The sequence below is a fragment of the Thiomicrospira sp. R3 genome, assembly GCF_029581415.1.
Taxonomy (GTDB): Bacteria; Pseudomonadota; Gammaproteobacteria; order Thiomicrospirales; family Thiomicrospiraceae; genus Thiomicrospira.
In genome coordinates this window covers 1,186,344-1,205,229 of the sequence record NZ_CP121121.1, presented here as the reverse complement: position 1 = coordinate 1,205,229, position 18,886 = coordinate 1,186,344, and the positions used below count along the sequence as shown (strand labels likewise).

Genomic DNA, 18,886 nt, shown 5'->3' with positions numbered 1-18,886 from the left:
GTTTAATTCCGCTACTTAAAACACGCGACAAAATCTTGCACCAAGCGATCATAAAAGGCTTCATACGGACGAACAACACCATCAAAGCCCAACGGGTCAAGCGAACCAACATTAACCTGCGTACCACGCACCACCGCCTCTAAGCGTCCCTCTGGAAACTGAGGCTCTTTAAATACACAGGCTACATTACGCTGCGCCATCACTTGACGCAATTGCTGCATCCGCCGCACCGAAGGCGGCACTTCAGGGTTAACATGAATGGTGCCCGCCGCGTTTAAACCAAAATCCTGCTCGAAATACTGATACGCATCGTGCATCACAATAAACGGCTTATCTTTATAGGGCGCAAGCTGGGCTTGCCACACGATTTTGCGCGCTTGCAAACTCGCCCAGGCCTGCTGCTGACGAACAACCACCTCACCGGCACGACTAGGATCAAGCTCAATCAGCTGTTGCGCTACCCCATCCATAATTAGCCGCGCATTCTCCAAACTTAGCCACACATGCCCATCTATCCGCGCTGGATCTTGGCTATGTGCGTGACGATGTCCATGCGAATGATCATGTTTATCCCAAACACCGCCCTCGCGTTTGGGCAACACAAGCAGGTCGGGTTGTTGCATCGCCACAAAACTCGGGCTGCTCACATTGCGCAATGCGCGCTGCAACCAAGCATCCACCCCCGTGCCAACACTCACCACTAAATCCGCTTCATTTAACTGGCGCAAATGGCTCGGCTTAAGCTGAAAACCATGTGGCGTCGCGCCCACATCCAACAAAACGCTAAGGCGATCTTGCTCACCCAACAAAGGCGCAATCATCGCAGCAAGCGGTGGAATCGACACGACTATATGCAGATCTCGCGCTTGAGCAGACGCACTCCCCAACGCAAACGCCAAGCCAACAAAAATAAAACGCGCTAATGATTTAAGCATTATCTAAATCCTGTAAAATATCGCCATGAATGAAACCCTACTTATAAACGCTGAAAACATCAGCCATCAATTTGCCAATAAACCGGTGCTGCAAGACATTAACCTGCAATTGCACCGCAATCAGATTACCACATTGATTGGCCCGAATGGCGCTGGCAAATCAACCCTGATTAAAATTCTACTCAAAATTCTGACACCCACCCAAGGCAGGGTCGCCCACCACCATAACCTGATGATTGGTTTTATGCCGCAAAAAATTCATATCGACCCCACGCTCCCGCTGACCGCTCAACGGTTTTTACAGCTCGGGTTGAATAATATAGAAAAGCGCAATGTACAAAAGCGTAATGCGCAAAAACCGGGAAAATATCATAGCACAGGCTTAGAAATCATCGCAGAAGAACTCGGCATTAGCGCCCTGCTTAACCAACCGATTCAAGGTTTATCTGGCGGTGAAATGCAAAAAGTTTTGCTAGCACGCGCCCTCATCCGCAACCCCGACATCTTGGTGCTCGACGAACCGGTACAAGGCATCGACCTCCAAAGCCAAAGCCAAATTTACCAGCTTATTCACAGCCAACAAAAAAAACGCCAGTGCGCGGTCTTAATGATAAGCCATGACCTGCATCTAGTGATGAAACATACCGATCAAGTCATTTGCCTTAATCAACATATTTGCTGCTCTGGCACAGTGCAAAGCCTACGCGACCACCCAAGTTTTATCGCCCAGTTTGGCCTAACGCTGCCCGAGCACGCCCTCTATCAACACCAACACACCCACTGCCAACACGCAGACGCGCATGGCGATTGATCATTTTATGCTGCTGGCACTAGCGGGTGGGCTGCTCGCCGCTTGGCTGGCCGCACCACTTGGGGTGTTTGTGGTTTGGCAACGCCAAGCTTATTTTGGCGAAACCCTCGCCCATTCCGCGCTGCTCGGTATTGGCTTAGGGCTGATGCTCCAGCTTAACTTAACGCTGGCGATTGTGATCACCTCGTTTTTAATCGTATTTGGTCTGCATAGTCTGCAGCGCAACGCCCAGCTCGCCTCGGACACCCTGCTAGGCATACTGGCTCATGGTGCTTTAGCGACAGGCCTGGTGGCATTAAGTCTACAAGGCAATATTCAACTCGATATTTTGGGCTATTTGTTTGGTGACATTCTCAGCATCCACCCAAGTGATTTGATATGGATGCTCGTGATTGGTTTGCTATTGATTGGGTTTTTTAGCCGCCATTGGCATGACCTTCTCAACATAACATTAAATAGCGAACTGGCGCAGGTTGAAGGCGTTGAGGTCAAACGCCTGCAACTGCAAATGACGCTATTGCTCGCATTAGTGATTGCGGTGGCGATGAAAATTGTCGGCGTGCTGTTAATCACATCCCTGCTGATTCTACCGGCTGCCAGCGCAAGGCGCCTAGCACGCACCCCCGAACAAATGCTCGGCTATAGCTTTATCCTAGCCACCATCAGCGTGCTCATCGGCCTTACACTCTCTTATTATGCCGACCTCCCCTCCGGCCCCGCGATTGTCGTCAGCGCCTTAGGGTTGTTTTTGCTGCTGCTATTCAAAAAACAGACTTAACTTTCATCCGCTTCACTCGCCTCACTCGGTACTAAACGCGCAAGCTGCGCTTGAGCGTTTTGCTCAAGCTGTTGCAACCGCTCGCGTTGCGCACTCAACCCTTCGGGCGTAAGATCGGTAAAATCATCGGCTAGTTTGGCGGCTTGCTCAGGGTCGTGTTCCATTAAATAGTTAATCGCATCTAACGTGCTATAACCCTTTTTCACCTTAACCAGAACATCTTGTAAAACCTGTTTTGCGCGCTGTTGCGCCACCGACTCAAAACCCTGGCGCAATGCAGTTAAGCGCGCAAATAAATCCTGCGAATCGGCCTGTAACGCCAAAGCTTCGCTTAAGGGTTTCTCCATCGCATTTTCAACTAATTCCGTCATAACTGAGTTCTCCATCAATCCAAAAACCCCATTCTACAACCACCAGGCCTGGTTAGCCTAGCGCTAAATAAGGAACGCTTGAGCCGTGATAAGTTGCTGTTTTTTGAGCCGTGACATTTTTTTAATCGCATGCTCCTGCTGACTCGCACTTGACCTATTCGGATGCAGCCAAAAAGCCTGAAGCCTGACCGGCCGACGAGCGGCAGTATATTTCGCACCCCCCGCTAAACGACCATTATGCTGGTTGATACGGCGAGCCAAATCACTCGTAATACCACAATAAAACGTTTCATCGGCACACACCACTAAATAACACACCCAATCGCTCAAAACCACCCCCATGAACTAGCAAAAAATAACCAACTTAGCCTTAAGCCTACAAAGCCTACAAAGCCTACAAAGCCCACAAAGCCCACAAAGCCCACAAAGCCCACAAAGCCCACAAAGCCAAGGCAGAGTAGACGGCAATAACCAAATAACTTCAAATAAAACCAAGGAAACCTTATGCGCTACAACCCATTAGAACACACCGACATTAACGTCAGTGAAATAGCTTTAGGCACCATGACCTGGGGCGAACAAAATACCCCGGAGTAAGCCTTCGAGCAAATGAACTATGCGATCGCTCGCGGTATCAACTTTTGGGATACCGCAGAACTATACCCTGCTCCACCTCAAGCCAACACCCAACCCACAGACTTAACGCCTTTTAATGAAATACTACTCGCGCTAAGCGAACTCGTATTAGAAAAAATCGTATCGGTACAAAACCCTTACATTCTGTTCAACCGAAGTCATGAAGTCGTTCTAGCGGAAATCGAACAAATACACCAACGCTACACCTATCCTAGCCCCTAGGGCGCCCGCATGGGGCGCGACGTTTTTGCTAAACCTTTATCGAGTTGCTCAATCTGTTTCAATCCACGCGCCCGCATGGGGCGCGACAAGTTAGTTGCGACGGCTCAAAGCGAATCGGACCGTTTCAATCCACGCGCCCGCATGGGGCGCGACACAATCTTGCCCGAAGCCTCACTATATCGATACAGGTTTCAATCCACGCGCCCGCATGGGGCGCGACCGACAAGCTTCACAAGCTTGGCCTGATCAGTCAGGTTTCAATCCACGCGCCCGCATGGGGCGCGACTGGCTGATTAGCCCGAAACGGTGCAGTCCGTCAAGTTTCAATCCACGCGCCCGCATGGGGCGCGACTTACGAGATATTGAGGGCGGCGATTGAGATCGCCGGTTTCAATCCACGCGCCCGCATGGGGCGCGACTAGCGTCAAAGCGTGCCAAAAAGATCCCCGGGGTGTTTCAATCCACGCGCCCGCATGGGGCGCGACACTGTTTCACCCCTATGGGGCTAGGATATGCGTTGTTTCAATCCACGCGCCCGCATGGGGCGCGACGCGCGGAACCCCTGGAGGCTTTCGCGCAAGACGCGTTTCAATCCACGCGCCCGCATGGGGCGCGACAATTTGCAGCGTGCATTCTAGAGCTGTAGACTCTAGTTTCAATCCACGCGCCCGCATGGGGCGCGACTGTCGCGCGCAGTGACAAGGGGCTATAAATGCGCAGTTTCAATCCACGCGCCCGCATGGGGCGCGACGCCCCGACAACTGAGCCTAAACCGCTCTCATCCTGTTTCAATCCACGCGCCCGCATGGGGCGCGACTTGAAAGCGAAGCAAGGGCAATCAGAGGATGTAAAGTTTCAATCCACGCGCCCGCATGGGGCGCGACTGAGGTGCGCTTCTTCCACCCACTAGTATGGGCTGTTTCAATCCACGCGCCCGCATGGGGCGCGACCGAAAATCAGGGGTTGGACGTCGTGATAATCCACCTGTTTCAATCCACGCGCCCGCATGGGGCGCGACGACGCCTTGAACTTCGTGCGCCCAGTGTTCGAGGTGTTTCAATCCACGCGCCCGCATGGGGCGCGACGGTAAAAGCCGTTACCGCGGCTTATGATTACAGCGTTTCAATCCACGCGCCCGCATGGGGCGCGACCGACGGGCTGCACCGTTTCGGGCTAATCACCCAAGTTTCAATCCACGCGCCCGCATGGGGCGCGACCCCGTGGCGGAATACCAATTCACCGCACCTAACAGGTTTCAATCCACGCGCCCGCATGGGGCGCGACGCTGGCTCACCGACTTGCTGTAACATACGCCCGCGTTTCAATCCACGCGCCCGCATGGGGCGCGACCGCAATGCTTCTATATAGGCTTTCGCATCTTGCGCGTTTCAATCCACGCGCCCGCATGGGGCGCGACGGCTGGACGTGGTGATAATCCACCTAAACCGGCGCGTTTCAATCCACGCGCCCGCATGGGGCGCGACGGCATGACGGTTTCAAAATCCAGGGCGCGGGCATGTTTCAATCCACGCGCCCGCATGGGGCGCGACGCCTTAACTTGGAATCTATTATATCAAATCTGTCGTTTCAATCCACGCGCCCGCATGGGGCGCGACCTTCGATACAGGACTTTTCCGATCCTATATGGTTGTTTCAATCCACGCGCCCGCATGGGGCGCGACTAGAAAACCGCGGGCGCTGGGGTCTTGGCGGCTCTAGTTTCAATCCACGCGCCCGCATGGGGCGCGACCAATGGTATACCATTGTTTATTAAGAAATATGGGGTTTCAATCCACGCGCCCGCATGGGGCGCGACACTTGAGTTAAAAAAGCTGATTACTTATTACAGAGTTTCAATCCACGCGCCCGCATGGGGCGCGACGATACGCTGCCTGCGATTCATGTGGGTAATGTGGCGTTTCAATCCACGCGCCCGCATGGGGCGCGACGAAATCTATAATTAAGGTTGCCAACAATTGATTGAGTTTCAATCCACGCGCCCGCATGGGGCGCGACCTTATTCGCATACAAGCGCGCGCTTAAATTACTAGTTTCAATCCACGCGCCCGCATGGGGCGCGACAAACTTGGACTTTTTCAGAAACAATTCACAGTAGTTTCAATCCACGCGCCCGCATGGGGCGCGACTGAAGGCAATTAAGGGGTATCCATGAAGCAAGAAGGTTTCAATCCACGCGCCCGCATGGGGCGCGACATGAACGCCAAATTCACCCTGCACACCACACTCGTTTCAATCCACGCGCCCGCATGGGGCGCGACACTGTGTCGCCTAGCTCGTAATCCAGTTGCAAAGGTTTCAATCCACGCGCCCGCATGGGGCGCGACTTTTGCCTATATTGGCTCGGTTATGCGCTACGCTGTTTCAATCCACGCGCCCGCATGGGGCGCGACGCCGCAAAACCGATTGTCGCCAATAGGGAACTCAAGTTTCAATCCACGCGCCCGCATGGGGCGCGACGCCTTCGGATATGGTAAATTCAATGTTTAGGTGTGTTTCAATCCACGCGCCCGCATGGGGCGCGACTAGGCGTTCACCGTCATACCCGCGTCTTCGTCTTTGTTTCAATCCACGCGCCCGCATGGGGCGCGACCTCCAAATACAACAAATGGGCGGCGAAGCCGAAATGTTTCAATCCACGCGCCCGCATGGGGCGCGACTGCCCCGCTTGCGCCGGCTGCCCCCGCGGCGCCTGTTTCAATCCACGCGCCCGCATGGGGCGCGACCTGCGCGATTAGAAAATGGAAAGCAAACGCAGGCGTTTCAATCCACGCGCCCGCATGGGGCGCGACAAAGGTTTTAGTTCTTCTTGTGTCATGTACGTACCGTTTCAATCCACGCGCCCGCATGGGGCGCGACAACCGATTCCCCAGACCATGGGGCTATCCTTGACGTTTCAATCCACGCGCCCGCATGGGGCGCGACTACCCGCTGTCCTAATGGGCGGCGTAACCAAAGAGGTTTCAATCCACGCGCCCGCATGGGGCGCGACGATGATATGAAAGACCAGTTGGTCGTCTATCATAGTTTCAATCCACGCGCCCGCATGGGGCGCGACGATGGGACAGGGCTTTCAATAAATCAATTCTTGGTTTCAATCCACGCGCCCGCATGGGGCGCGACCAAAAAATATGAACATTGGTCTAAGTTATTAACTGTTTCAATCCACGCGCCCGCATGGGGCGCGACACCCTAAAGCCCGCCAGGACTGACCTGGTGGGGTGTTTCAATCCACGCGCCCGCATGGGGCGCGACGGCGTCCACTGATCTAAAGCCAATAGACGCCAATGTTTCAATCCACGCGCCCGCATGGGGCGCGACGCGAAATCTCCGCATAACCCACGGTTTTAAGTTGTTTCAATCCACGCGCCCGCATGGGGCGCGACCCTATTCAGTGCAAACTTAGAAGGAGCTAACTTAGTTTCAATCCACGCGCCCGCATGGGGCGCGACCTCCACCTTTAGTTAGTGAGATTAATTTAACAAGGTTTCAATCCACGCGCCCGCATGGGGCGCGACGCGAGTTTGCTAATGAGCGATTAGCCAAAGAAGTAGTTTCAATCCACGCGCCCGCATGGGGCGCGACATGAATTTACGCCAGATCAATTGATTTTATGCCTGTTTCAATCCACGCGCCCGCATGGGGCGCGACGGGTCAACTTACTGTTTGTCACTTGCCAGGATCGGTTTCAATCCACGCGCCCGCATGGGGCGCGACTGCTATACACCTACGAAACCCTATCCAGTGGAGTGTTTCAATCCACGCGCCCGCATGGGGCGCGACTGTAGTGAGCGGCACTGAGGGCACAAGTTTTTCAGTTTCAATCCACGCGCCCGCATGGGGCGCGACATCGTCCACCGCATCCAACAAGTTGTCAGTGATGGTTTCAATCCACGCGCCCGCATGGGGCGCGACCAGGGATTGCCGCGAGTTTAAATGTACCGTTTGATGTTTCAATCCACGCGCCCGCATGGGGCGCGACGCTAGGGTTTGCAATACTTAAGCGGTAAGTGAGTGTTTCAATCCACGCGCCCGCATGGGGCGCGACAACCAGTCAGCTTTTTGCAAACGTTTACTTGCATGTTTCAATCCACGCGCCCGCATGGGGCGCGACCTCATCGTGCTTTAACATATTCAACGCTCCTTGTTGTTTCAATCCACGCGCCCGCATGGGGCGCGACAGGGCGAGGACGCCCTTGATGGTCAATATATGGAGTTTCAATCCACGCGCCCGCATGGGGCGCGACGCTTGGCTATAACGGGTTAGCGTTTGAGAGAGACGTTTCAATCCACGCGCCCGCATGGGGCGCGACTTTATTTAACGCCCCAGCAGGGGCAAGGAGTTTAGTTTCAATCCACGCGCCCGCATGGGGCGCGACTTGTGCAGTTTGCACATGCCAGCTTCACTTTGGGAGTTTCAATCCACGCGCCCGCATGGGGCGCGACGGGTCGTAAATTTCAGCGGTGAGTTGCACATAGTAGTTTCAATCCACGCGCCCGCATGGGGCGCGACGACGACATTAAAGTGGCGTTAATGCTTGCAGAGAGTTTCAATCCACGCGCCCGCATGGGGCGCGACTATGGTCCATTGGCCCACAAAGTACCATGTCGCGGTTTCAATCCACGCGCCCGCATGGGGCGCGACCTGAATCGACTAGGCCGAGGCCGTGCAGGTCATGTTTCAATCCACGCGCCCGCATGGGGCGCGACTGGCGCGGGCTGTAGATGTGCCCTAAGCACATCATGTTTCAATCCACGCGCCCGCATGGGGCGCGACCTTCGGTACAATACTTTTTTGTACCGATGTGATTGTTTCAATCCACGCGCCCGCATGGGGCGCGACCCCCTTGAACTTCGTGGCCTTCGCGTCCCAGGTGGTTTCAATCCACGCGCCCGCATGGGGCGCGACCATAAGCTTCCGCTTTGCCCGGTGTGGCCAATCGGTTTCAATCCACGCGCCCGCATGGGGCGCGACATTCAGGCGGTTACATGCGCGTTGATTACTCGGTTGTTTCAATCCACGCGCCCGCATGGGGCGCGACGGGTTTATATGTAACATCTACGCGATCATGCACGGTTTCAATCCACGCGCCCGCATGGGGCGCGACCACCACAGATCACGCACGCTGGCACCGGCAACATTGTTTCAATCCACGCGCCCGCATGGGGCGCGACCTCCGGCGTGTTTTGAGTTCGTAACCGTATGGCGTTTCAATCCACGCGCCCGCATGGGGCGCGACAAGCGCCGAGAAAGTGAGATTGAGCAAAATATTGCTGTTTCAATCCACGCGCCCGCATGGGGCGCGACGGGGTTTATATGTAACATCTACGCGATCATGCACGGTTTCAATCCACGCGCCCGCATGGGGCGCGACAAGCACTAGAGATTATCCAGCGCCAGCCCAAAACCGTTTCAATCCACGCGCCCGCATGGGGCGCGACTAGGAACAGATTGCACTTGTCGGCTTGTTTTGGTTGTTTCAATCCACGCGCCCGCATGGGGCGCGACAAAATACCAGCCTTTGTATCGGTAGGTTTTTTGGTTTCAATCCACGCGCCCGCATGGGGCGCGACACCAGCACTTACATCGACCGCAGCTCAGGCCTGGTTTCAATCCACGCGCCCGCATGGGGCGCGACGCCTTTGATGGCGAACAGGCCGCGAACAGGTCGTGTTTCAATCCACGCGCCCGCATGGGGCGCGACAACATTGCCGCCTCAAGCGATGTCACCATCAACGGTTTCAATCCACGCGCCCGCATGGGGCGCGACCTATCGCCGCCGGCTCAAACAATGTCTTCATCAATGTTTCAATCCACGCGCCCGCATGGGGCGCGACAATCATAAAGACATAATCGGGCATTTAAGGCACAGTTTCAATCCACGCGCCCGCATGGGGCGCGACCGTTGCCCGAATCCATTCGTTTGGTCTGTGCTTTGTTTCAATCCACGCGCCCGCATGGGGCGCGACAATATCGTGAGTATCTAGAACTCGCACCGTTCACGTTTCAATCCACGCGCCCGCATGGGGCGCGACTCGCTTGTGCCGAACGCGCGAACGTTTTGCAGTGTTTCAATCCACGCGCCCGCATGGGGCGCGACCCACCTTTTTGCGCAAATTGAGCGCCTCAATGACGTTTCAATCCACGCGCCCGCATGGGGCGCGACGCAAAGTTAAACAAGTACACGATTGAGAGAACAAAGTTTCAATCCACGCGCCCGCATGGGGCGCGACAACTGGCTACCCAAACCAACCCCACAGAGATTGGCGTTTCAATCCACGCGCCCGCATGGGGCGCGACATCATCACGAACAGCCATAATAGTCTGTATCAACGTTTCAATCCACGCGCCCGCATGGGGCGCGACAATGAAGCTTGTCACCGAGCAAGATGCTGTTAATGTTTCAATCCACGCGCCCGCATGGGGCGCGACGTCAAACAGCGGTCTCCCATTGTCACCCTATGAAGTTTCAATCCACGCGCCCGCATGGGGCGCGACAAAACAAGTTTCTACTATCTATAGACACTTTGGGGTTTCAATCCACGCGCCCGCATGGGGCGCGACGCTTTTCAAGTCTATTGATGATTACAGATTGGGCGTTTCAATCCACGCGCCCGCATGGGGCGCGACTGCTTATGTTTTTAGTTCAGTCAAATCGTTGGTTTAGAGGCGGGAATTCGCTAACCTAAAAAATAAGCTTTACAATTTTAACAAATCAAACATTCAATAACTCAAAATGTTTGATCATTGCGATGGTTCCGGCCATCGCTAAAGTTCCAAGTTTTTAATGAGCACCAAGGGTTAGCGATTGCCGTTTTAGGACGTTTACTGTCTTTCAATGCACTCCGACATGGGCCCAACATATTTACTGTGAATACTTTAACTGAATTTTAAATCCACAAGCATGAGCATATTTCTGTAATGTTTTCCAACCGGGATTGCCTGCACCAGACTCTAAGCGGCTAATGTTGCTTTTCTGTGTGCTCATTTTCTGTGCGATTTCTTCTTGTGTTAAACCAGCCTTTTGTCGCATATCAACTAGGGCTTTGATCAACTTAAATTCCTCTTCAAGCGCATCGTACTCCTTTTTAACATTGGAATTTTTAAACGCTTCTTTTTTTAACTCATCTAATGTCATCATCTGCATGTTCTATTTCCTTTTTTCGTCTGAGAGCCAATTCCAGCTCTTGCTTGGGCAATTTTTGTGTTTTCTTAACAAAAGCATGCAACACATAAACATGCTTGCCTCTCTGGAAGCAATACAAACCTCGCGCGATCCCTTCCGGTGACTTTGCACGCAATTCAAACATTCCCTTACCCAAGGCCTTTGACTGAGGCTCACCCAGTAAAGACCCCCTTTCCGCAACAAGATCCAACAGCTTAAGCACTCTAGATTGCAGCTTGTCAGGCATACTCAAAATAGCCTCTTCTACTCCAGGATATAGGGTTACCTTCCATTCGTTTTCCATAAATTAACGCTCAGACAATGTTATCACAAAAGACAACCTTATAAAATCAACACATCTTGAAAAATATCCAACGCTTTTTTAGCCCCATGATGCTCAACCTTGCTTCGCCATTTTGCGCCGAGCATATAAAAGCGTAAGCTATCCGTTTCTTCATTATAGATATCAAGCAACTTGGCTTTTAAATTAACCCATTGCGCAGGATCAACTTCGCATTCAAACACGGAGTATTGCACACGCACACCATGATCCAAACAGGCTTTAGCAATATGGCGTAGTCGACGTTGACCACCTGGATCATCAAATGAAATATCGTAGGTTATGAGCACCATCATAGTGGGTTTCCTTTATCTCGGAACAAAAGGGGGATACTCGGCCAAATCACCTCGTAAATGCCGTGCTAACAGCAGGGCTTGAACATGCGGTAGTAGGCCAATCGGTACGTCTTCATTTAAAAACGGATGTTTTATGGTTTCTTGTTTACGATTTTGCAACGCGACCAAAACCACTTTACGGGCATCGTCTTTTAGCGTGACTGCCCCACTCGCTTTAGTGATGAAATCCTTTGCTTTAAGTTGTTTGCGATTGATTAAACTTAAAACCAATCTATCCACCCACCAAGCGCGAAACTCTTCCAAAACATCTTGCGCCAAACTGTCACGACCAGGTCTGGTTTGATGCAAAAACCCCATTTGAGGATCTAGCCCCACACCTTGCAAGGCGGCGCTAATATCGTTGCCGACAACACTGTACAAAAAAGAAAGGAGTGCGTTAATCGGATCGCGCGGAGGACGACGGTTACGGCCATTAAATTGAAAATCGGCTTGCACACTTGATTGGATCAACTGATTAAACACGCCAAAATAAGTTGCGGCGGCCTCGCCTTCAATGCCGCGAATCTGATCAAGGTTGTCTGCGCGGGCTAATCGTCGCAAACTAGAGTTAAGTTGGTTAATCGCATGATTAACCGCTTCGTTCTCACCATGATTACGCAGACGACGGTAAAGCACCGCACGCGAGTTGCTAATTTTAGCGGCGATGATATTTCGTGCAATCGGCTCTGGTTGCATTTCGGCGATCTTATACTGCGCTTGGCGCAATAAAATATTACCGCTTTGCTTGCCTTGTAAACGGCCTAAAAATCGGCCGTATTCAGTAAAGAAAGCTAAGTGCACACCGTTTTCACCACAAAATCCCATCAAAAAAGGCGACACCATCACATTACCGAAGCAATAAATCGCTTGAATAGCATGAATCGGCACTTGCATCACTTTTTCTTTTTCCACCTCAATCACCAAGGTTTCGCGCTCTTTATGCAGATATGCGCCTTGCTTGGTGATGTAGAGACTATTTTGCAATTTCTTCATCGGCACCCTCCTGATAAATCGCCTTTACATAAGCACGACTTGCGTCCTGAAACGTCAACTTAGGATTACATAAATCATAAAGCGAGCAGGCCTGGCACTTCTTTTCGTATTTGGCTTTAGGGGTTTGGTTCGAATTTAAAAGCTGGCGGGTGGCTTCGATAATCTGATGCGTTTGTTGGCGAAGTTCAAAAGTGAGCTCAACTTGATGACGATGACGTGTTTGCCAATACCAAATGGCTCCATGATTAACTTCGATATTAAGCATTTCCTCTAAACACAAGGCTTGGGCGCAAAGTTGGATTAAATCTATTGCGTCTTGCTTGGGTTTACCGCGTTTGTATTCAACTGGAAAGCAGGCTCCAGTGGCGATTTCTACCTCTACCAAATCCAGCTTTCCGATTAAACCTAGTGATGGGGCAGAGACCTCCACCCCGCGTTGGTGCCGAATCCCTTTGCGAGATTCGGGTAAACCATGATCGACCCGCTGATGCAATTGCTGACCTTGCGCTGTGAGCCAATTCTCCGACCAGACCTGCTCATTATGAATAAGCGCACACTGGCGAGGACAAAAGGCATAGTGCTGCAAAGCCGACAAAGGAATCAGGCGGGTGTCGAGCATGGTTAGAAAACTTCTATTGCCTCAACGCCCAAATCAGCTAAACCGTCTTTATTAAAACGTATAGCGTAATCATTGAATTCAGCGGCGGGGGTTCCCTCTTCACCTTTGATGCGTTCAACCGTCACTCGATCAAATAGTTTATGGGCAGGCGCACTACCTAACGCATTATCATGCTTAAACACAATGAGCTTGCGTGCTGACATTTCACCGCGCGCGGCAGAATGATCATGCTCAAACATCATCTCCAGAGATTTCCACACTTTTTCTAAGTCCGCATCAGAGAAGCCAGTTTTTTCAGCTAATTTTGCTGAAATAAAGCCGTGCACCCGATACAAGCCATAAGGCACAATATGTTTACGCCCCATGGTGCGCTCTTTTTCCAAATCTTTTTCGTTGGTCACCGCCATGCGGGTAATCGAAATTTCCAACGGAATAATCGGGTCAATCGATTTTGCAAATGCCAACTGTAATGGTCCACGTACTTGACCAGAATTGACTTCAGTGGTCATAACGGCACCAAACGCTCTTACATCAAAAAAGTTAGCACACATCCAATCCGTTACCGCCTTTGCCTTTTCCTGCTCTTTTGGTAATTTTTTGGATTCAGATTTAATTTCCAATGCATCATAAGCCTTTTGATTTTGGCGGTTTAAGACACTTTTTTCTAGCACATAGATATCGTAACCCGGCGCATTTTCTTCGCTCAATTGAATGAAATTGCGAATTTTGCGCTTTAAGCTAACGTCGGTTACTAAACCCTTACTTGACTCTGGATCAAGACGCGGCATATTACCGGCATCAGGATCACCGTTTGGGTTGCCGTTGATGACATCAAAAAAGTAAACAAACTCATAGCGGTTTTGGATAGTCATTATTCTTCTCCTTCAGTGGTTAATTCATTTTCATCTTTAGATGTAGTGGCGAAACGTGCGTTTTTTTGATGGTAATACCCAATTGAAAACCGACCTTGGTTTTCAATCGAAAAATGTCGGGGAAATTCCGTTGGCAAACTGGACATAATCTGCCCTAACTCTTTTTCTAAGTTAAACGCCAGGCCTGGTTTATCCTTACGAACCTTCGACAAATGATGTTTACTTCCTGATAACAGTCGAGGGTAAACCGAATAAGGCACGGTTGAAGCCGATGCATAGTATTTGTCGGCAATCGTCGCATTAACCTTGTCACCCAGGGCAATGCGCTGAATATTTTCTAGAACGGCAAACAGTCTGCCTAGCAAATAAGCAGCATTGGTATTGGATTCATCCAAACTCATAGGTATCTCCTCTTTTGTTAATTGTTTTCTAAACTCTCTTTGTAAAACAGCTTTTATCAATGCCACGCGTAAGCCGCTAATATCGCCATCAGCGCGAAACCGTACTAGCACCTGTGCAAGAATGGCTCTGGGATAACGCTGACCTGTCAAAATTGAGCGCATCAACTCACCAGCCAAATGTGCCGGTACATCTTCCATTTTTGGCTTTTGACCTTCTCGATGCGGTGCAAGTTGCATTAACAGACGCCAGATTGACGGTGGCGTTTTCCAAGGCAATGGGTCTAGCGCCAAATCTTGAAAATGCTCGGCTAGTCTTTGTTGAATATGACCAAAATCGGTTTGCAACCAAAAACGAATAGATAGCCGCACCGCATTCGGCGCTAATCCCAAAATAAAAAACTGGGTTTTGGGGTCAAGGTCAGGGGCAATTTCAGATAAAGGACGGCCTTTTGCCAGCTTTTCGATTTCCGACTGCAACAACACCGTTTCCGATTCATCGGAAACGTAGGGCGGATTGAAGAAGTTCATAAATAAGGATTCGGCTTGTTGTGCGTCTGCGGATTTATCTGCCTGTGCCCAAAACACAATACTCGTATCCCCCAACCCAATACTTTGATTATTTTCACGCCGCAACAAATAATTTAATGCGGTTGTGTAGGCAAAGGCCGCATGCTCTGAAACCGGTGCATTTTCGCCTTGCTCCTTGCCATAAGACTCAAATGAGCCTTTTTTGAAAGAGATTATTGATACACCCGAACTCTGACCACCAGAAACGCCTTTAATTGAAGGATGTAACCTAGAGATAGGCTTTTTCTCACCTGTTACTAAACAAATACCATGTTCGGACTGTTCATCCATCTCTGTTAGGATATTTTTCCAAATGGCTTTAGATTCATCTAAATCATGAAGATATTTCTTTTCTCCATCAATTTGAAAAACAACATTTTTATCCTCAAATCCCTTGGGAAAGCTGAACCCAGCAATTTGACAAGGATCCCATTTTCTTAGAAAGTTACAAAAAGAAATTAAAGAGGATTCAGAACAGTCATGTAACTTATCAAGGTGTAATTTTTTGAAGGATTCAAAGTAATCATTAACTGTTCGAGGAGGTTTAATTGTCTTGGCCGTCAATCCAATCACATATTGCGTATTACCCCAAAGAAAATTGGGCGAGATGTTCACTGATTTTTTTGCAGGCATAGGAACACGCATCAATTTAGGCTGAGTTTTTTTGTTTGCCGTTAAGTTAGGCACAATATCAACCAAATCACCTTCCCCTGAAAGGACAAGAATGTAGCTGATTTTTTCTTCACTAAAGCCATAAGCAGGGACTTTGTCACTGCGCTCTGAAAGGCGGTCATAATACTGAGCCAAGGCAGTTAATATCATTGAGCCACCTCCATTGAATTAAATGGTGGAACCTCAATAACGCCGTCTTTCAATTCTGCTCTAAAAAACTTGGGTTCCGCATTATTGGCAAAATCAATATCGTGTAACATCCAGCCTAAATCCTTAGATTCATGCCTGACTTCTGAGATTGGGAGGTCATCATCACAATCTATCAATGAAAAATAGGCGGGAAACTCTCGATTACCTAAACAAGGCTGATGAAAATACTGCCCCTTTCGTGCACGACGGTTAAAAATATCCAAATGCTTGCCAACCGAATCTTCAGCACCGGCTTTATCAGTCAATTCAAAATGTGCCTCAATTACATAACCGACATCACGAAGCAGTGTTGTTGCTCTTTGAGTACGCTTATCCTCTATAAAAAACGGTAATTCAAGGGTACTTGCATTTTTCATCGCAAAGCTTACCGATCTCGTTGAAACCTTACAGTTTTTTAGCTCATTGCGTCGTATTGACTCAAATCGCACCGGCTTTAAAACATGAATTCGATCAATCACCCAACGAATCGCTGGTTTCCAATGAATTGCCTCCAAAACCCCACGCGCTGCCGATGGTGTAATAACATCATAAGACACACGTTCCACTTTCATTTCTGGCCTAGTAAAGCAGGCGTAATCGCCCCAAATATGTAATTTAATTCCGTAAGCCATTCTTTTCTCCTCCACTGATCCACGCCAAACGGCGACTAAATAACTGAGTTTTCCGCTTCAATAAAACTTGGATTATCCCAGCTGATACCAAATTCTGAGTCGTAAATATTGTATATATCACTCTTTATCAATTGCCAAAACTGATCTTCAAAACGATGTGGCGCAATGGTCTGCACCGCTCCAGCCATAACCAAAGCTTCAAACCCTTTTTGTGGAATTTGCACAATATAGGGTTGCAGTTTACGCAAGACGCTACTCACATCATCCGAAAAGGTTAAAGCTTGTAATAAGGATCTGGCCTCGTCATCAAACGGAATAAAAATGGGCTGCATAAAACTTTCGATCATCCGAAATTCTTTAGCAATCGTCTGAAAGGGAAAGGTAAGTTTAGGTGCATGATCTTGATGTATTTTCATTAACCGCTTTTGATCCAGCTCATCGCCTTTACGCCAGTAAACCTCAGCAAAATAAGTTTTAACCGCCTCTTGACCTAAAAGATTGTCATAATCACGACGCAGAACTGAGCGCATCCCAGCCGCCAAACCTTCTAGTTCAGGCGGAATATTCCAATGAGGCGATTTAAATATCCAAACATGGCTTTCTTCTTTGGTTTTTAACCGCTCTCGATTACAACGCCCAGCGGCTTGGGCAATTGAATCTAACCCAGCTTCTGCACGCATAACGCATGGAAAATCGATATCCACACCTGCTTCAATCAAAGAGGTTGAAATCACACGGCAGGCTTGGTTGTTTTTAAGCCTGTCACGAATGGTGGTTAAGGTTTCGGTACGATGCGCCGCACACATTAAGGTTGTTAAATGAAAAATACCTTCAATCTTCTGATCTTTCAGTGTCTGGAACAAAGATTGTGCATGACGGCGGTTGTTAACAATGGTCAGAATTTGCTCGTTCGCATGAATGCGCGATATTAAATCATCATCCGTTAACTCACCTAAATGACTCACGCTCACCAAACTTAACGCTTCAAACAAGCCTTCTGGATCAGGTGCAATTTCACGCACATTCTCAAATCCTTTTTTAAAGTCTGGTTCGCATAATGCGGGCTGAGTGGCAGTACACAATACTATTGTGCAACTATAATTTCGGGCAAGTTCATCAAGCGAGGCCATAACGAGTTTTAAGAATTTAAGCGGAAGCGTTTGTGCTTCATCCAAAATAATCACACTACCGGAAATATTGTGCAACTTGCGACAACGTGACGGGCGATCCGCGAACAGCGATTCAAAAAACTGCACGGCTGTGGTCACCACAATCGGCATATCCCAGTTTTCCATTGCTACCTTTAACTTATCTTGTGTCTCTTCATTTTTGATATGACGATCATCAAAGTTACTGTGATGCTCAAGTACGGCAGAGTCACCTAATTCGCCAAACGCTTCACGGAACACTTTGGCATTCTGCTCGATAATACTGGTAAAAGGAATAACATAAATCACGCGCCGCATAGCATGATGCATAGCGTGGTCTAACGCAAAAGCCATAGAACTAAAGGTTTTTCCGCCCCCCGTTGGCACAGTTAAGGTAAACAGGCCTGGTGATAACAATGCTCGTTCACGCGCAGTTGTTAGAATTTCTTGGCGCAACTGGTTTACTTTTGTTGCATTACTACTCGCTGTCTTATGTACCAGATAAGCATCAAATGCTTGTTTTAACTGCATCAAATCTGGATAGTCACCGCGCAACCAAGGTTTATCCTCAAGCTGTTTGTAAAACTTATCCGTATCAACAAAATCCGCATCGACTAAACAAGAGAAAATCATGCGTATTAGAAATGCATATTGGAAGCCATGTTTGTCTGGAGCAGTGTTAGGCTGAATTTTAGGTAACAGCTGATTTAACTCAGGAAAAACCAACTCAGCTTTCCATACATTGTTATCCAATTGGCACAACTCTTTTCCGAAAACCTGTTTTAAACGATCCTCTAGTGTACTTCTTCCATCACTCTCGTTGTTACCATTAGCCAAACCAGCGTGATGACCGGCAATCGCATAAGCAATTAATTTAAACCAAGGTTTCGGCATAATTTCAGCCGCAATCTTTGCACCCGCCGTGGCATGATCCACCCTCTTAGGCGAACCCTCCAAACGCGCTTGAAACTCTGGAGTGTATTTCCCCAGGTCATGAAGTAAGCCTGCTAAATAAGCTAATTCTTGTCCACCAAAATAACGTGCATTATGCTTTGAACGTTCGGCAACGACCTCCAAGTGATCCTGAAGCGTTTGCCAATCAGATTTATCAGACCTTAGACCTGAGTGTGCAAAATATACTGCCGACCATTTATCTTTATGCATCTTTATATTTTCCAATC

The 18,886-nt window shown here is 49.5% G+C and carries 14 protein-coding genes, 1 pseudogene and 1 CRISPR repeat array; of the genes and pseudogenes, 3 read left to right on the top strand and 12 right to left on the bottom strand.

All coding sequences use genetic code 11. From position 1 onward, the window contains the following. Nucleotides 1-11 precede the first annotated feature (11 nt). Nucleotides 12-935, bottom strand: coding sequence for a zinc ABC transporter substrate-binding protein (locus tag P8S55_RS06100; RefSeq protein WP_289223347.1), 924 nt, complete (start codon nt 933-935; stop codon nt 12-14). Nucleotides 936-960: 25 nt separating this feature from the next. Here P8S55_RS06100 and P8S55_RS06095 point away from each other — a divergent pair, with 25 nt between their 5' ends. Both P8S55_RS06095 and P8S55_RS06090 read left to right on the top strand, forming a co-directional pair. Continuing rightward, nucleotides 961-1,746: an ATP-binding cassette domain-containing protein gene (locus P8S55_RS06095; protein ID WP_289223346.1), complete on the top strand. Its 786-nt coding sequence runs from the start codon at nt 961-963 to the stop codon at nt 1,744-1,746. Next, a complete protein-coding gene (locus P8S55_RS06090; protein ID WP_289223345.1) occupies nt 1,736-2,524 on the top strand; it encodes an iron chelate uptake ABC transporter family permease subunit in 789 nt (262 codons plus the stop codon). The genes P8S55_RS06095 and P8S55_RS06090 overlap by 11 nt, the downstream gene beginning before the upstream one ends. Here the strand turns inward: P8S55_RS06090 and P8S55_RS06085 are convergent. Together P8S55_RS06085 and P8S55_RS06080 are read right to left on the bottom strand one after the other, a co-directional pair. Further along, the gene (locus P8S55_RS06085) at nt 2,521-2,895 is read right to left on the bottom strand and encodes a hypothetical protein (protein WP_289223344.1); all 375 of its coding nucleotides are present in this window, start codon (nt 2,893-2,895) and stop codon (nt 2,521-2,523) included. The two genes, P8S55_RS06090 and P8S55_RS06085, sit on opposite strands and share 4 nt — an antisense overlap. Nucleotides 2,896-2,958: 63 nt before the next feature. After that, nucleotides 2,959-3,225 carry a GIY-YIG nuclease family protein gene (locus tag P8S55_RS06080; protein WP_289223343.1) on the bottom strand — a complete coding sequence of 89 codons (267 nt, stop codon included), beginning with the start codon at nt 3,223-3,225 and terminating at the stop codon, nt 2,959-2,961. A gap of 174 nt (nt 3,226-3,399) precedes the next feature. Between P8S55_RS06080 and P8S55_RS06075 the strand changes: the two are divergent. Next, a pseudogene (locus P8S55_RS06075) lies at nt 3,400-3,582 on the top strand (aldo/keto reductase); the annotation flags it as partial. A 226-nt stretch (nt 3,583-3,808) separates the two neighbouring features. Then, nucleotides 3,809-10,402: direct repeats of the CRISPR family, unit length 32 nt; unit sequence GTTTCAATCCACGCGCCCGCATGGGGCGCGAC. 235 nt (nt 10,403-10,637) lie between these two features. On the opposite strand, the gene P8S55_RS06070 reads toward P8S55_RS06075, so the two are convergent. Genes P8S55_RS06070 through cas3 form a run of 9 tightly spaced genes read right to left on the bottom strand, consistent with a single transcriptional unit; the run spans nt 10,638 to nt 18,869 of the window. Further along, complete coding sequence (locus P8S55_RS06070) at nt 10,638-10,919, bottom strand: helix-turn-helix domain-containing protein (RefSeq protein WP_289223342.1); 282 nt, start codon at nt 10,917-10,919, stop codon at nt 10,638-10,640. Continuing rightward, nucleotides 10,897-11,241 (bottom strand): type II toxin-antitoxin system RelE/ParE family toxin, encoded by a 345-nt coding sequence (locus tag P8S55_RS06065; RefSeq protein WP_289223341.1) that lies wholly within the window; start codon nt 11,239-11,241, stop codon nt 10,897-10,899. Before P8S55_RS06065 ends, P8S55_RS06070 begins: the two co-directional genes overlap by 23 nt. Before the next feature lie 38 nt (nt 11,242-11,279). Next, nucleotides 11,280-11,573, bottom strand: a complete 294-nt coding sequence (gene cas2, locus P8S55_RS06060) for a CRISPR-associated endonuclease Cas2 (protein ID WP_289223340.1) — start codon at nt 11,571-11,573, stop codon at nt 11,280-11,282. A gap of 12 nt (nt 11,574-11,585) precedes the next feature. Further along, complete coding sequence (gene cas1c / locus P8S55_RS06055) at nt 11,586-12,605, bottom strand: type I-C CRISPR-associated endonuclease Cas1c (RefSeq protein ID WP_289223339.1); 1,020 nt, start codon at nt 12,603-12,605, stop codon at nt 11,586-11,588. Next, nucleotides 12,586-13,224 (bottom strand): CRISPR-associated protein Cas4, encoded by a 639-nt coding sequence (gene cas4, locus P8S55_RS06050; protein ID WP_289223338.1) that lies wholly within the window; start codon nt 13,222-13,224, stop codon nt 12,586-12,588. Before cas4 ends, cas1c begins: the two co-directional genes overlap by 20 nt. Before the next feature lie 2 nt (nt 13,225-13,226). Next, a complete protein-coding gene (cas7c, locus tag P8S55_RS06045) occupies nt 13,227-14,096 on the bottom strand; it encodes a type I-C CRISPR-associated protein Cas7/Csd2 (RefSeq protein WP_289223337.1) in 870 nt (289 codons plus the stop codon). Further along, complete coding sequence (cas8c, locus tag P8S55_RS06040; protein WP_289223336.1) at nt 14,096-15,886, bottom strand: type I-C CRISPR-associated protein Cas8c/Csd1; 1,791 nt, start codon at nt 15,884-15,886, stop codon at nt 14,096-14,098. The genes cas7c and cas8c overlap by 1 nt, the downstream gene beginning before the upstream one ends. Next, nucleotides 15,883-16,557, bottom strand: a complete 675-nt coding sequence (cas5c, locus tag P8S55_RS06035) for a type I-C CRISPR-associated protein Cas5c (RefSeq protein WP_289223335.1) — start codon at nt 16,555-16,557, stop codon at nt 15,883-15,885. The genes cas8c and cas5c overlap by 4 nt, the downstream gene beginning before the upstream one ends. A 35-nt stretch (nt 16,558-16,592) precedes the next feature. Continuing rightward, complete coding sequence (gene cas3 / locus P8S55_RS06030; protein ID WP_289223334.1) at nt 16,593-18,869, bottom strand: CRISPR-associated helicase Cas3'; 2,277 nt, start codon at nt 18,867-18,869, stop codon at nt 16,593-16,595. Nucleotides 18,870-18,886: the final 17 nt, after the last annotated feature.

What these genes read in the sequence shown, in the direction of transcription:
- cas1c (WP_289223339.1), bottom strand. Translation starts at nt 12,605, where the DNA reads ATGAAGAAATTGCAAAATAGTCTCTACATCACCAAGCAAGGCGCATAT.
- P8S55_RS06070 (WP_289223342.1), bottom strand. Translation starts at nt 10,919, where the DNA reads ATGCAGATGATGACATTAGATGAGTTAAAAAAAGAAGCGTTTAAAAAT.
- cas4 (WP_289223338.1), bottom strand. Translation starts at nt 13,224, where the DNA reads ATGCTCGACACCCGCCTGATTCCTTTGTCGGCTTTGCAGCACTATGCC.
- cas2 (WP_289223340.1), bottom strand. Translation starts at nt 11,573, where the DNA reads ATGATGGTGCTCATAACCTACGATATTTCATTTGATGATCCAGGTGGT.
- P8S55_RS06065 (WP_289223341.1), bottom strand. Translation starts at nt 11,241, where the DNA reads ATGGAAAACGAATGGAAGGTAACCCTATATCCTGGAGTAGAAGAGGCT.
- cas5c (WP_289223335.1), bottom strand. Translation starts at nt 16,557, where the DNA reads ATGGCTTACGGAATTAAATTACATATTTGGGGCGATTACGCCTGCTTT.
- P8S55_RS06100 (WP_289223347.1), bottom strand. Translation starts at nt 935, where the DNA reads ATGCTTAAATCATTAGCGCGTTTTATTTTTGTTGGCTTGGCGTTTGCG.
- P8S55_RS06095 (WP_289223346.1), top strand. Translation starts at nt 961, where the DNA reads ATGAATGAAACCCTACTTATAAACGCTGAAAACATCAGCCATCAATTT.
- cas8c (WP_289223336.1), bottom strand. Translation starts at nt 15,886, where the DNA reads ATGATATTAACTGCCTTGGCTCAGTATTATGACCGCCTTTCAGAGCGC.
- cas3 (WP_289223334.1), bottom strand. Translation starts at nt 18,869, where the DNA reads ATGCATAAAGATAAATGGTCGGCAGTATATTTTGCACACTCAGGTCTA.
- cas7c (WP_289223337.1), bottom strand. Translation starts at nt 14,096, where the DNA reads ATGACTATCCAAAACCGCTATGAGTTTGTTTACTTTTTTGATGTCATC.
- P8S55_RS06090 (WP_289223345.1), top strand. Translation starts at nt 1,736, where the DNA reads ATGGCGATTGATCATTTTATGCTGCTGGCACTAGCGGGTGGGCTGCTC.
- P8S55_RS06085 (WP_289223344.1), bottom strand. Translation starts at nt 2,895, where the DNA reads ATGACGGAATTAGTTGAAAATGCGATGGAGAAACCCTTAAGCGAAGCT.